This window comes from Proteus sp. FME41 (genome assembly GCF_014897315.1).
In the GTDB taxonomy this organism is placed as follows: Bacteria; Pseudomonadota; Gammaproteobacteria; order Enterobacterales; family Enterobacteriaceae; genus Proteus.
The window spans coordinates 16104-30781 of the sequence record NZ_JABUYL010000014.1 but is presented as its reverse complement, the minus strand read 5'-3'; the positions used below and the strand labels follow the sequence as shown (position 1 = coordinate 30781).

Here is a 14678-nt window from a genome sequence, read left to right as displayed (position 1 = left end):
CATGAGCGTAGTGGCAATTAAACAACAGGCGGAACCGATTTGCCGTCAATTACATAAGTTCGGTGGTAGCAGTCTTGCAGACATAAAATGTTATCAACGTGTTGTGAATATCATGACAAACTATAGCCAACCTAATGATCTCATGGTGGTTTCTGCAGCAGGTTCAACAACGAATCAACTAATTAGCTGGCTGAAACTGAGCCAAAGTGATCGTATTTCAGCACATCAGGTTCAGCAAACGTTACGACGCTACCAATTATCCTTAATTGAGGGACTTCTCTCAAAAGAGAATGCAGAGCTCTTGTCTCAAGCTTTTATTGCGGATCTTGAACGCTTAAGCTACTTGTTGGATAAACCCATTACAGACGCAACTTATGCCGAAGTTGTTGGTCATGGTGAAATTTGGTCTGCAAAATTAATGGCAAAACTACTGACTGAACAAGGTTTATCCAGTGTTTGGTTAGATGCTCGCGAATTTTTGTGTGCAGAACGAGCCGCACAACCCCAAGTGAACGAAACGTTATCTCGCCCACTATTACAATCACTGCTAGTTAAACACCCTGAAAGTCGTTTTGTCGTAACTGGTTTTATTAGTCGCAACCAACAAGGGGAAACCGTTTTATTAGGTCGTAATGGTAGTGATTACTCAGCAACACAAGTGGGGGCTTTAGCGGATGTTGGTAAAGTCACGATTTGGAGTGATGTTGCGGGTGTTTATAGTGCCGACCCGCGAAAAGTTAAAGATGCTTGTTTATTGCCATTGTTGCGTTTAGATGAAGCCAGTGAATTGGCGCGTTTAGCTGCTCCGGTTTTACATACACGTACATTGCAACCCGTATCAGGTAGTAACATTGATTTGCAACTGCGTTGCAGTTATCAACCAGAGCAAGGTTCAACACGTATAGAACGTGTTTTAGCATCAGGAACAGGTGCTAAAATAGTGACAAGCCATGACGATGTTTGTTTGATTGAACTACAACTCGCTTCACATCAAAACTTTGAACAAATCACAAAAGAGGTTGATGAATTACTTAAACGTGCGCAAATTCGTCCTTTAGCCACCGGTGTGGATAAAGACAGCCAACTTTTACAACTTTGTTATACCAGTGAAGTGGCTAACAGTGCTTTAGATATACTGCAAGATGCAGTTTTACCAGGTAAATTACATTTACGTGAAGGTTTCTCATTAGTGGCGTTAGTCGGCGCAGGGGTATGTAAAAATCCGCTGCATTGCCATCGTTTTTATCAGCAACTTAAAGATCAACCTGTTGAGTTTATTTGGCACGCTGAAGATAACATCAGTTTAGTTGCAGTACTGCGAAATTATACTGAGCACCTCTTGCAAGGCCTACACCAAACACTGTTTAGAGCCGAGAAGCAGATTGGTTTAGTGCTGTTTGGTAAAGGGAATATTGGTTCTCGCTGGTTAGAGTTATTTGCGCGTGAGCAAGAGCCATTATCTGCCCGCAGTGATTTTGAGTTTATTCTTGCAGGTGTGGTTGATAGCCGCCGCAGTTTACTTGATTACCAAGGTATTAACCCAAGTCGTGCGTTGGCTTTTTTTGATGAAGAAGCGACAGAACATAATGAAGAGTCGCTCTATCTTTGGATGAGAGCACACCCTTATGATGATTTAGTGGTTGTCGATATAACGGCGAATGAATCACTGGCGGCCTCTTATGAAGATTTTGCCAGCTACGGTTTTCATGTTATCAGTGCTAATAAGATTGCAGGCTCTGCTTCAAGTTTACGTTATCGTGCCACACGCGATGCTTTTTCTAAAACAGGACGGCATTGGCTATATAACGCAACAGTAGGGGCGGGGTTACCCATTAATCATACTGTGCGTGATTTACGTGAAAGTGGTGATTCCATTTTATCGATTAGCGGTATTTTCTCAGGTACATTATCGTGGTTATTCTTACAATTTGATGGCACGGTACCTTTTAGTGAGCTGGTGGAACAGGCGTGGCAACAGGGATTAACAGAGCCTGATCCGCGAATTGATTTATCGGGACAAGATGTAATGCGTAAGCTGGTTATTCTTGCTCGTGAAGCGGGTTATGATATTGAACCAGAGCAAGTGCGAGTTGAGTCATTAGTGCCACTACAAGCTGAAACTGGTTCATTAGACGCCTTTTTTGATAACAGTGCGCTTATCAACGAACAAATGGCACAACGTTTAGCCGCAGCAAATGAAATGGATATGGTCTTGCGGTATATCGCCCGTTTCGATGCTAATGGTAAAGCGAAAGTAGGGGTTGAAGCGGTCAGAAAAGATCATCCTCTGGCATCATTGTTACCAGGTGATAATTTGTTTGCGATTGAAAGCCGTTGGTATCGTGATAATCCACTGGTCATAAGAGGACCGGGGGCAGGAAGAGATGTGACCGCTGGCGCAATTCAGTCAGATTTAAACCGTCTTTCCCAATTATTATAATTTAATTAATTCTCTTTTATAAAAGGTTATCAGTGGGTTATTTTCTGCTGATAATCTTTTGTCATTTTTGTGTCATATAGCTCAATTTTTTTAATTTCTTTGGCTATACTTGAAGCATCTCTAGTCACAAAGGAGCGATTGATGTCAAAGGTAGTAAGACAGATTGTCCCACTAAGAAATGAAATGACGGAGGTGAACCATCAAGCTAAAGAGAACTTTTGTCAGTAGCTCATGATGTGAAATTTAAGCGTCTTGAGTGGAAGTTGAAGTACGGTTACAACGTGTTTGAACGTTATTAAGAGTACAATTCGATTTACCACATGATTTACAATAGACAACTTAACTAACTGAAAGAACAATTCGTTATTCTTAATTTAAAGCGCTGATTTGTCAGCGCTTTATTCGTTTTTATGGTATGTAAATATTAAGGTAATATAGCAAAAGAGCGAACAGGAAAACCACTGGCATTATTAGGTTTAGCAACAATATTAAAAATGACCGCTCCACGGGTGGGCAGTTGATCCAAATTAGTCATTAATTCAATTTGATAAGTATCTTGTTCTAACACGTAATACTCACCTAACAGGGCGTTATTTTTGTGAAATTCTTTTGCTGAGTCGGTATCAAACGTTTCATGACCAATCGCTTTGACTTTGCGCTCTTCAAATAAGAATTTAAGTGCATCGATCCCCCAGCCCGGAATTTGATTTTTTCCTTCAGCATCTTTGTTATCCATCGCATCTTGCGAAGGCCAACGTTTACTCCAATCTGTTCGTAATGCAACAAAAGTATCGGCTTCAATTTCACCATGCTGTTTTTCAAATTCAAGAATATCATTTTTTGAAAATGAGAAATTTGCATCTGTTTTTGCGCGTTCTGATTGGTCAATCACAATCAGTGGCAATACTAATTCTTTTAATTCTAATTCATGTAGATAACGCGCATTCGGGACAAAATGGCAAGGGGCATCAATATGCGTACCGTATTGACCTGGGAATGTAAATTGTTGAGCAAAGAAACCATCTTGATAATCAAAAAGGGTTTTAAAGTTAGCTGCGTCAAACATAAAAAAGTGAGGTGAATCTTTATCGAAGCGATGTGTTAAATCGACCCATTTTTTAGATTTGATAATAGAAAGAGCATTAATTAATTCATTGGTCATCGGCTTCCCCTGTCTGATAACGAAAAAAGTCACAGTATGTTCTGATAGTTTTTAAATATTATGGATGTTGAATTTGATGTTATTTTGAACAAAAATGGATTTGTTTTAGTGATAATAACCATAAAGAGAAAACAAAATAAAGCATCAACCTATTCGATCATGAAAATCTTAATCTGACAGAGTGAGTAAAAAAAGATAGGAGAAATAAGGTATGAGATAGAGAGATTGGTTATAACACGCAAACGGAATAGGTCAAAAAAAGACAAACCACGCCAGACAATTTATCAACATTAAAAAAAATCATCTAAATTTCCCGCCAGATAAATTTTCACGTATTCCCCCCTTTTTAGTAAAAAACTCTTCTTAGTCGATAAGAAACAAAAAAATGTCCTTATTCTTGGTAAAATTGAGCCAAAACAACATGAATATTAGCCATTCTTATAAAACTAAAGTCGTAATTAAATTTCAGAAAAATCCCCCAAAACGATTATTTTCTGATATGAATAGTAGGCTAAGTAAAAAAAGCAGTGTGGCTTATCACAAAAATCAAAATAAAGTCACATTAGAAATGAAAGTTAATTACACAACTGGGAGGACATGACTTTTCTAATAGGAAGAAGCATGTTGTTACCGACACAAAGACAAGGTCAGGAGTCTCATGAATCAACAATATTCGGCTATGCGTAGCAATGTCAGCATGCTTGGCAAGCTACTTGGAGATACGATAAAAGAAGCACTTGGTGAAGAAATTTTAGATAAAGTTGAATCTATTCGCAAATTATCTAAATCATCACGAGCAGGTAATGAAGTTCAACGACAAAAGTTGTTGATAACATTGCAAAATTTATCTAATGATGAATTATTACCTGTTGCTAGAGCATTCAACCAATTCTTGAACCTGACGAATGTGGCAGAACAATACCATAGTATTTCACCCCATGGTGAAGCAGCGAGTAATCCTGTGGCATTGGCGAAATTGATCACTCGACTAAAAGATAAGAATTTCACGGATGCACAATTAAAAGAAGCCGTAGAACAAATCTCTATTGAGCTGGTATTGACGGCGCATCCTACTGAAATTGCACGTCGCACACTTATTCATAAATTAGTTGAGGTGAATACCTGTTTATCTCAACTGGATCATGATGATTTAGCAGATTACGAACGTACCAATATTATGCGTCGTTTACGTCAGTTAGTTGCGCAATCTTGGCACACCGATGAAATTAGAAAGATCCGCCCAACGCCAATTGACGAGGCTAAATGGGGCTTTGCGGTTGTTGAAAATAGCTTATGGGAAGGGGTTCCTGCCTTTTTACGTGAATTTAATGAACAGCTTAAAGAGTCCATTGATTACAACTTACCCGTAGAAGCCTCCCCTATTCGCTTTACCTCATGGATGGGGGGAGACCGTGATGGCAACCCAAATGTGACGGCTGAAATCACACGTCATGCTTTATTATTAAGTCGTTGGAAAGCCGCTGATTTATTCTTAAATGATATCCAAGTGCTGGTTTCAGAACTTTCGATGACAGAAAGTACACCTGAACTGCGTGAATTAGCGGGTGGTGCTGAAGTTGCAGAGCCTTATCGTGAAATTGCTAAACAGTTACGCACTCGCTTACAAGTGACCCGTGATTATTTAGAACAACGCATTAAAGGCCAACAATCTCTACCGCCTGAAGGACTATTAATTGATAATACCCAACTTTGGGACCCGTTATATGCGTGTTATCAATCACTGACTCAGTGTGGTATGCGTATCATTGCTAATGGGCAACTGTTAGATACATTACGTCGTATCCGTTGTTTTGGCTTACAACTGGTCAAGTTGGATATTCGTCAAGAAAGTACCAATCACACAGAAGCGTTATCTGAATTGACACAATATTTAGAGCTGGGTGATTATGCAAATTGGTCTGAAGAGCAAAAACAGACATTCTTACTTGAAGAATTAAACTCAAAGCGTCCTCTTATTCCTACAAATTGGCAACCAAGTGCTGCCACACAAGAAGTGTTTGAAACGTGCCGTGTTATCGCACAATCGCCTAAAGACTCTATCGCTTCTTATGTCATTTCGATGGCAAAAGTGCCTTCTGATGTATTAGCCGTGAAGCTGTTACTGAAAGAAGCGGGTGCGAATATTCGCTTACCTGTTGCACCGTTATTTGAAACACTGGAAGACTTAAATAACGCTGAAAGCGTAATGACACGTTTGTTTGATATTCCTTGGTATCGCGATTTAATTGATGACAAACAAATGGTGATGATTGGCTATTCAGACTCAGCAAAAGATGCGGGTGTGATGGCGGCATCATGGGCACAATATCGAGCTCAAGATTCATTGATCAAACTTTGTGAAAAATCAGGCGTGACCTTAACGTTATTTCATGGACGTGGGGGGACGATTGGTCGTGGTGGTGCGCCAGCTCATGCGGCATTACTTTCTCAACCCCCGGGAAGCCTGAAAGGTGGCCTGCGTGTCACTGAGCAAGGTGAAATGATCCGCTTTAAGTTTGGTTTGCCACAAGTGACAATCAGCAGCCTTGCTCACTATGCAGGCGCAATTTTAGAAGCGAATTTATTGCCACCACCAGAGCCAAAAGCGCCTTGGATTGAAGTGATGGATTCATTGTCTGATGTGTCTTGTGCGATGTATCGTGACTATGTTCGAGGACAAGAAGACTTTGTGCCTTATTTTAGAGCGGCAACTCCAGAAGGGGAATTGGGTAAATTACCGCTGGGTTCACGCCCTGCCAAACGCCGCCCTACTGGGGGCGTTGAAACCTTGCGTGCGATCCCGTGGATTTTTGCATGGACTCAAAACCGCTTAATGTTACCTGCTTGGTTGGGTGCTGGAGCCGCGTTACAACATGAAATTGATAGCGGAAAACAAGCAGTGTTAGACGATATGTGTGAGAACTGGCCGTTCTTTAATACACGTATCGCTATGTTGGAAATGGTGTATGCCAAAGCGGATTTATGGTTAGCAGAATATTACGATCAACGCTTAGTGGAAGAGCGTTTATGGCCATTAGGATCGACATTACGCCAGCAACTTTCTGATGATATTAAAAGTGTGTTGGCTATTTCAAAAGACGAACACTTAATGGCGGATTTACCGTGGGTAGCGGAATCTATTGCACTACGTAATGTGTATACCGATCCATTAAATGTGCTTCAGGCAGAACTATTACAACGTTCTCGTACTCATAGCGAGTCTGATCCTCGTATTGAACAGGCACTTATGGTCACTATTGCCGGTATTGCAGCGGGCATGCGTAATACAGGTTAGTGCTTAGCGAGTTAAAAACTAAAAACAGCGCTTAATTAGGCGCTGTTTTTTTATCTCTTATCTCTGATATCGGCTTTATTTTTTTGCTTCTTCATAAGATTCAATCGCTCTTATTCGAGCTTTTGCGTGATCAACAATCGGTAATGGATAATTGAGAGAATTATTAGTTTTTGCTGCCCATTCGTGAGGTGTGTGAATATACCGATTAGGCACATTAGCCAATTCAGGAAGCCAAAGGCGAATAAATTCACCATCAGGATCAAATTTGCGGCCTTGGGTTGTGGGATTGAAAATTCGAAAGTAAGGAACCGCGTCAGTACCTGTAGAAGCCGCCCACTGCCAGCCCCCATTATTTGAGGCAAAATCCCCATCAATCAGTTGAGACATAAAATAACGCTCACCCCAACGCCAATCAATTAATAAATCTTTAATAAGAAAACTGGCAGTAAGCATACGTAAACGGTTATGCATCCAACCCGTATGATTAAGTTGTCGCATAGCGGCATCTATAATCGGAAAACCTGTTAAGCCTTGTGTCCAAGCGTTAAACTCTTCTTTATCATTACGCCAATTGATTTTTTCTGTCCAAAGCTGAAAGGCAATGTGTTTGCATAAATGAGGATTAGCCACAATTAAGTGTTGATAAAACTCTCGCCAAACCAATTCGTTAAACCACACAAAGGCACCTGATGCACTGTTTTCTAAAAAATCAGGCTCTGTTTGGTATAGGCGATTAAAACATTGACGAATAGACAGTAAACCAATCGAAAGATATGGGGATAACCGACTTGTGCCATCAACTGCAGGAATGTTTCGCCACTTTGCATAATGAGGGACACTTTCATAACAGAATTGTTTTAAGCGTTTAAGGGCCTCTTCTTCAGTGGCGATAAATGAAGGTGAGTTTGTATTTTCAAGTGAAAACAGTGGCGTTTTTAAAGGTGATACCACTTTTTGATGTGTTCTGATCTCTGGAATAGGTAACGAAGCATTATCTTGCGAAAGAAAGAGCCGTAAAAATGCATTTCTAAAGGGGGTAAAGACTTTATACATCTCCCCTTGTTGGGTAACGACATTGCCGGGTGGAATAAATACATTGTCATGATAAGCGTAAACAGTCGTTTTGTTTTCCAGCAACTCCGTCACTTTTTTATCACGACGTTGCTCATTAATCGCATATTGGTGATTAATGAAAAGCGCGGTAACTTGATGTTGTTGGCAATATTGCACGACTTCATTCGCTGCATCTGAATAGGTATCGCTAATGATCAATGTGAGTGGAATATTGAGTTTAGCTAAGGATATCGAAAGATTCAGTAAGGCATCATGAATAAACGCCTGACAAGACAAAGCCATATGATGAGCTTTCCATTGTTCAGGCGTTACGGTGAAAAGGGCATGCACCTGTGCGTGTTTATCTTGGCAAGCATAAAAGAGCGCTTTGTTATCCGTCACTCTTAAATCATTGCGAAACCAAACTAAATGAACAGAAGACGGGTGCATGTAACCTCTCTTAATCTAACTTAGGATGTTGATCGATGAGTGTTTGACGTTTTTTCTGTAATGCGTCAATTTCAGCCTCGATATCTTCAACACGTTGTTCAATATTATCATAGTGCTCTGACAGAATTTCTTTTGCTTCTGATTTATCTGATGCGGCTGGTGTCGCACCACGTAAAGGTTTGTTTGCAGTTTCAATCATCTTAATCCCTGTGATCAAACCGATAACGGCGACAATCATTAGATAATAAGCAGGCATATATAAATCGCCAGTCGCTTCGACTAACCACGCGGCGGCTGTTGGTGTTGCACCCGCAATTAATACTGAAATATTAAATGCAATTGCTAATGCACTATAACGGATATGGGTTGGGAATATGGCAGGTAAAATCGATGCCATTACTCCTGTAAAACAGTTAAGTAAAACCGCAAGAATTAATAATCCTAAGAAAATCAAGCCGATTTCATCACTGTTAATCATCATAAACGCAGGGTAAGCAAGGATGAATAACCCGATACTACCACCGATAACAAAGGGTTTACGGCCAATTTTATCACTGAGTAACCCAATGACGGGTTGTACAAACAACATACCTATCATAATCGCAATAATGATCAACACACCGTGATCTGCCGAATAGTTTAGGTTATGAGATAAATAACTCGGCATATAGGTTAATAACATATAGTAGGTGACATTAGTGGCGATCACTAAACCTACACATACGGTTAAGCTTTTCCAATATTTTGATGCAATTTCACGTAATGAAACACGAGGTGGATCCTGAATGGATTTACGGTCATCCTTGTTCATTGCTTCAATATGCTGTTGGAATGCAGGCGTTTCTTCTAATGCATGACGTAAATATAAGCCGATAAGACCTAATGGTAATGCTAAGAAGAATGGGATACGCCATCCCCACTCATGAAATGCAGTTTCACCTAAAATGGTTGAGATAAGTACAACAACACCCGCCCCCATGACAAAGCCAGCGATTGAACCGAAATCTAACCAGCTTCCCATAAATCCACGTTTACGGTCTGGTGAGTATTCAGCAACAAAAATCGCGGCACCTGAATATTCACCACCAATTGAAAAGCCTTGGGCTAATTTAGCGAGTAATAATAAGACCGGCGCCCAAATACCAATGGTTTCATAGGCTGGAATAAGACCAATCGCAAAGGTACTAAGTGCCATGATAATGATGGTGACAGATAAGACTTTCTGACGACCAAATTTATCCCCTAGCATTCCAAATACAACACCGCCTAGTGGCCTTATTAGGAAAGGGACGGAGAATGTGGCAAGTGCGGCAATCATCTGCACACCTGGAGATGCGCCAGGGAAGAAGACTTGACCTAAAACGTAAGCAAGGAAGCCATAAACACCGAAGTCGAACCATTCCATGGCATTACCCAATGCAGCAGCGGTAATCGCTTTTTTGAGCTTACTGTCATCAATAATAGTTATATCATTGATTTGTAGTGGTTTGTTTCTTTTTTTCTTCATTTTCATATTAAGTGACCTTGATTAAGGTATTCGTAAATTCTTGTTATTCAATTAATTAAAAGAAATGAAGTGACTATTTGTTAGCGAGAAGAGTGAGTGATAAAAATTCACTAAAAAACAGCTTACTTCTACCAAAATTAAATAGTGATATTAAGCTAATGAGTAAGAGAAGATTTATTAAGTATAGATGAGATTGAATAAGGTATTAGGATGTTTTCTTTGTTGTTTTGGTATAACAAAACAGTGCCTCTGTGTATTAAAATGTGATCAATATCATAACGTAATTCTGCTTTTGTGTAAAACCGCAGATGTTAGGAGAGGTAAATTTACGTTAAGTTGACGTAATATCATTTTTTATAAAAATAAAAAAGTGATCTCATTTTTATTTTTAATAACAGAGAGTTGAAAAAGATTATTATTTTTTTTGATGCAGGCTAACGCATTTATAGGCGCATTGTGCATAATACGAATAGTGATGGGTAAATAGAAAATAATAACACCGTAATTTACTTTATTATTCTTTCGAATAGTAGAGCTGGAAGTATGGATAATAGAATAGATCTCGCTATTCTTATTAATAAGATTATATCAAGGTAGGATCACAAGATATAAAGACAGAGCGATTAAAAATATTCTCATCATTACCTCTATTTAGAATAACAAATTATAAATTTAATCATTAACCGCGCATTTGTGCAGATTAACCCAGGTACTCCTATGAACATTAATCAACTGAAAAGCTTTGTTGAAGTCGTAAAAAATAATTTCAACATTACTAATGCAGCCGAAAAACTCTACACCTCTCAACCGACAATCAGTAAGCAACTTAAAATATTAGAAGATGAATTAAGTGTATCGTTATTTGTTCGTAAAAATAATAACTTATTAGCCCTCAGCCCAATGGGGAAAGAAGTTCATAAAATTGCTTGTGATATTTTGGGGCAAGTTGATCGAATTAAAAGCATCGTGGCAGAAGAAGATCGTAATAAAAAAGTCGATTTGCATATTGCGACAACACATACTCAAATACGCTATTCATTGCCAAGCGTGATTGACCATTTTCGCCGCTATTACCCTAATATTTCACTGCATTTTCATCAAGGTGCACCTGCACAATTAGCTGAAATGGTGAAAAATGGTGATGTGGATTTTGCGATTGCAACAGAGTCTATGCATCTTTATGAAGATTTAATTACCCTACCTTGCTATCGCTGGACGCGAAGTTTACTCGTTCCTTATGATCATCCTCTTGCCACATTACAAGATGATGAACAGGTGACTATTGAGCAAATGGCAGAATATCCATTAATTACTTATGTTTTTGGTTTTACGCGAGGTTCTAAGTTAGATAAGGTCTTTTATAAAAATAATCTTAAGCCCAAAGTGGCGCTAACCGCGACAGATACTGAAATTATTAAATACTACGTTAAGCGTCATTTAGGTATCGGTGTTATTGCAACGGCATCTTATGATGAGGCAGAAGATGGTGGCGCATTAAAATGTCTTAATATTGATCATCTTGTACAACCGAGTTATACCCATATTTGTGTCAGTAAACATACACATATGAAAGATTATATGCATGAATTTATTTCTCTTTATGCTCCTCACATTGATAGAAATATTATTCAAATGCCAGAGCAGTGGGAAACACAATGGCATAGCAAAGAAGTTTATCAAGAATTACCTGATTTGCGTTCTGTGAATGCCAATAGTAACGTTGAGGAATAGACAGAAAACAAAAAAGCCCATCTTGCGGGGGCAATATGGGCTTTGGGCAGAATAATAAGAGATTAGCGAGTCAGAATATTAACAAAAATCTGAGCACCGACTAATAAACAATCATCATCGACAAAATAAGGATTGGCGTGAAGGTAATTATTAATTCCTTTCGCTTGGTTACCACTTCCTAAGAAGAACATTGCACCGACTTTGCCTTTAGTAGCGTTAACCATATAGCTAAAGTCTTCACTGCCTGTCATTGGCTTACCTTTCGATTCAATATTTTCTTCAGGTAAAAATTTACGCATCGCATCTAATAAACGCTGATGTGCCGTTGGGTGATTCACAACCGCAGGGTATCCGCTGTAGCTTAATGTGGTTTTAAATCCACCCGCGGTACTGCGTGCCACAATTTCATCAAAACTCGTTTTCAGTACTTGGTCGGTATTTTCATCCATAGAACGGATAGTACCGCGAGCTTGAACGTGGTCAGCTAATGCGTTAGGGATAGTTCCCCCATTGATCATGCCACAACCAAAAACTGCTGGGCTAAAGGGATCTGTTTTTTTCGCAACAACATAATCCATATAATCAATTAAGCGAGTCGCTTCGCGAATAGCATCTAAACCTTTGTGTGGTGTTGAGCCATGTGCAGAAACGCCATAAACATCTAATGTCCATGCTGAGCCATAAGATGACATCACGCCATCATTAAAGCGTACACAACCCGTTTCAATCGCTGCATCATTATGAAGTGCGTAGGTTTCGTCAACACCTTCCATGCAACCGAGTTCAACCATTTTTTCAGCGCCAGGTACACGCATATCTTCTTCAGCCATTTGGAAAATAAAGCGAACGTTGGCGCTCATCTCTTCTCTATTTTCGGCAAGATATTTAGCACTGGTTAATGCCATGGTCATATGCGTATCGTGACCACAGTTGTGTGCACAACCTTGGTGAACTGAACTATGTTCATTATTCGTTAAGTCTGGCATTTCTAATCCGTCCATATCGGCACGGATAGCAATTAATGGGAATTCAGAATTAACAATTAAGTCTGCTGTGAAGCCAGTATATCCATCAAAAGTTTTAATTTGATAACCAAAACTTTCCATTAATTCACGACAGTATTTAGATGTTTTATATTCTTCACCTGATAACTCAGGTATTTTGTGCAGGTCTTGTCGTGTTTTTTTACTAAAGTCATTTAATTGAAAGAGTTTTTCGCTGACATTATAAATATTATTCATTAGATAACTCCCTGGATAGTAAATCCAATTTGCGCGACGATTGATGCGCCAAAGAAACAACAAGTTGAAACAATCATGAAAATAAGAATAACTTTCCATGACATTTTCTTAAGTTCTTCTAATTGACCACCAACAGATAAACCAGCAAATGCTAATAAAGGAACACAACAAGATAAGAAAGAAACTTTACCAATAGAACTAATAAAGAAATCTCTTACCGGAGTTTCGGGTAAGCAAATAAGGATCCCGATAATTGTTGCATAAGCAAATGTTGGTAAAGATGAAGGTAAATAGTTTTTAGCAACGAGTGAAATAAATACCACTAATGACATAGCAATAAAGCTATCCCACATTGCATAAAGGGCGATCCCTGATGTTAACGTCTGAGTAAACATTGCCAGTAGAATAGCAACGAATACAAATTTCATATCTATAATTATATTTTTCATGCAGTTTTGCCTCTGGTGAAAATTTTATAAATTTTTTCTGAAAGAGGTAAACCTAAATAGGTTAATGACAGTGCGCCCAGTGCTGAAGATAATAAGTTAGATGCTGCGGCAACACTTAATACTTGCTGCGCTAATGCGTCATCGAGGCCATTTATTAACGCCCCTGATGCCGCACTTAACATTGAACCAGAACCCACGCCAGAGCCTGCTGCAAGCGCAAGTGGGTGTAATCCAGTTAATGGCGCGATACTTCCTAGTACGCTAAACCATAAAGTACCGATAACAGAACCACATAAATAAATGGCTAATACACCAATATATTCTTGAGAGCCGGTACCAAATTTACCTTGAATAACAGCGATAGACGGTTCACGGCTAATAGATGAACAAGCACCAATTGCTCGACGACCAAATCCAAATTTAATGGCTAATGGAACTGCAATTAATACAGGTAATAAGTTTCCGAGTTCCTGAATAAATAAAGGAACACCAACACTTAAAATCATTTTAATATTAGGAACAATCATCCCTGCATATTGCGTACCTAAAATAAGTAGGCTGAAACCTACCATTTTACCGCAGAAGCCTTCTTCTTTTTCTGTAAATAATTTACCCCATACTTTGATTTTTTTACGGGTAAATCCTGCAGATATACACATACCAATAATGACCGCAAAGAGCATTGGTAGAATAGGTATTACTGCAATGCCAATCTTAATTTCTTTTTTACCAATTACATATTGTGAAATAAAAATTAAGAAAAGGACTGCCAGAATACTAATAAAGAAAACCTTTATTGGACTTCTACTTTTGTCCATCCGTTAATCTCCGTTTAAAAATAATTAGGCTGTATTCTAGAGGACAAAAAGCAAAAGGTAGCGTGACCCATGTCATGTTTATTTCATACCTCTTTTTCATGGGGTATGAAATAATATAATGGTGATAAATTTATTAACAAATAAAAGAAAGTTAAATTTTTCAATAAAGACAGTGAGTAAGGCTGAAATGAGTCAGCTTAATTGTTAATGAAAAGCAGAATAAAAAAATAGACATTAAAAATTATTTTAATTATTAAAATAATCCTATAAATATATTTTGTCTATTATTTAGTAATAATAATACGATATTAATGAGAGATATTCTTATTTGGTGCGGTTATTATAAATTTAATGAATGTATTTGTAAGTAATATTTTATTTTTACATTTTTATCTGGGCTGACTTTATCACTACAGTGACATTATAGTGATTGGTGTTATTCTTTATATTTGAGTTAGTCAGATAATTTTCTCTGTAAGCAGATAAAGGACAGATATTGAAGACAAGAAGGAAACAAGCTTAGCTCGCAGAG

At 38.5% G+C, this 14678-nt stretch carries 9 protein-coding genes; 3 read left to right on the top strand and 6 right to left on the bottom strand.

Going from position 1 to position 14678, the window contains the following annotated elements; genetic code table 11:
* Position 1 precedes the first annotated feature (1 nt).
* Positions 2–2440, top strand: coding sequence for a bifunctional aspartate kinase/homoserine dehydrogenase II (locus INT04_RS13410; RefSeq protein WP_193016618.1), 2439 nt, complete (start codon positions 2–4; stop codon positions 2438–2440).
* A gap of 424 nt (positions 2441–2864) precedes the next feature.
* Here INT04_RS13410 and INT04_RS13405 read toward each other — a convergent pair whose 3' ends face one another.
* Positions 2865–3602, bottom strand: a complete 738-nt coding sequence (locus INT04_RS13405) for a cyclase family protein (RefSeq protein ID WP_193016617.1) — start codon at positions 3600–3602, stop codon at positions 2865–2867.
* A 658-nt stretch (positions 3603–4260) separates the two neighbouring features.
* Here INT04_RS13405 and ppc point away from each other — a divergent pair.
* Positions 4261–6897, top strand: coding sequence for a phosphoenolpyruvate carboxylase (gene ppc / locus INT04_RS13400; RefSeq protein ID WP_193016616.1), 2637 nt, complete (start codon positions 4261–4263; stop codon positions 6895–6897).
* Positions 6898–6972: 75 nt separating this feature from the next.
* Here ppc and phrB read toward each other — a convergent pair whose 3' ends face one another.
* Positions 6973–8400: a deoxyribodipyrimidine photo-lyase gene (phrB, locus tag INT04_RS13395; protein WP_193016615.1), complete on the bottom strand. Its 1428-nt coding sequence runs from the start codon at positions 8398–8400 to the stop codon at positions 6973–6975.
* A 10-nt stretch (positions 8401–8410) separates the two neighbouring features.
* Positions 8411–9913 carry a glycine betaine/L-proline transporter ProP gene (gene proP, locus INT04_RS13390; protein ID WP_193016614.1) on the bottom strand — a complete coding sequence of 501 codons (1503 nt, stop codon included), beginning with the start codon at positions 9911–9913 and terminating at the stop codon, positions 8411–8413.
* Positions 9914–10624: 711 nt separating this feature from the next.
* Here proP and INT04_RS13385 point away from each other — a divergent pair.
* A complete protein-coding gene (locus tag INT04_RS13385) occupies positions 10625–11638 on the top strand; it encodes a LysR substrate-binding domain-containing protein (protein ID WP_193016613.1) in 1014 nt (337 codons plus the stop codon).
* A 62-nt stretch (positions 11639–11700) separates the two neighbouring features.
* On the opposite strand, the gene INT04_RS13380 is transcribed toward INT04_RS13385, so the two are convergent.
* From INT04_RS13380 to INT04_RS13370, 3 genes are read right to left on the bottom strand one after another with little or no spacing between them, the layout of a single operon-like run.
* Positions 11701–12879 carry a M20 metallopeptidase family protein gene (locus INT04_RS13380; protein ID WP_193016612.1) on the bottom strand — a complete coding sequence of 393 codons (1179 nt, stop codon included), beginning with the start codon at positions 12877–12879 and terminating at the stop codon, positions 11701–11703.
* Positions 12879–13328: a hypothetical protein gene (locus INT04_RS13375; RefSeq protein WP_193016611.1), complete on the bottom strand. Its 450-nt coding sequence runs from the start codon at positions 13326–13328 to the stop codon at positions 12879–12881. Before INT04_RS13375 ends, INT04_RS13380 begins: the two co-directional genes overlap by 1 nt.
* A complete protein-coding gene (locus tag INT04_RS13370) occupies positions 13325–14146 on the bottom strand; it encodes a DUF3100 domain-containing protein (RefSeq protein ID WP_193016610.1) in 822 nt (273 codons plus the stop codon). The genes INT04_RS13375 and INT04_RS13370 overlap by 4 nt, the downstream gene beginning before the upstream one ends.
* Positions 14147–14678 lie beyond the last annotated feature (532 nt).

Bases quoted from the DNA above. Each gene is read 5' to 3' on its own strand.
- INT04_RS13405 (WP_193016617.1), bottom strand. From the start codon at position 3,602: ATGACCAATGAATTAATTAATGCTCTTTCTATTATCAAATCTAAAAAA.
- phrB (WP_193016615.1), bottom strand. From the start codon at position 8,400: ATGCACCCGTCTTCTGTTCATTTAGTTTGGTTTCGCAATGATTTAAGA.
- INT04_RS13370 (WP_193016610.1), bottom strand. From the start codon at position 14,146: ATGGACAAAAGTAGAAGTCCAATAAAGGTTTTCTTTATTAGTATTCTG.
- INT04_RS13410 (WP_193016618.1), top strand. From the start codon at position 2: ATGAGCGTAGTGGCAATTAAACAACAGGCGGAACCGATTTGCCGTCAA.
- ppc (WP_193016616.1), top strand. From the start codon at position 4,261: ATGAATCAACAATATTCGGCTATGCGTAGCAATGTCAGCATGCTTGGC.
- INT04_RS13375 (WP_193016611.1), bottom strand. From the start codon at position 13,328: ATGAAAAATATAATTATAGATATGAAATTTGTATTCGTTGCTATTCTA.
- proP (WP_193016614.1), bottom strand. From the start codon at position 9,913: ATGAAAATGAAGAAAAAAAGAAACAAACCACTACAAATCAATGATATA.
- INT04_RS13385 (WP_193016613.1), top strand. From the start codon at position 10,625: ATGAACATTAATCAACTGAAAAGCTTTGTTGAAGTCGTAAAAAATAAT.
- INT04_RS13380 (WP_193016612.1), bottom strand. From the start codon at position 12,879: ATGAATAATATTTATAATGTCAGCGAAAAACTCTTTCAATTAAATGAC.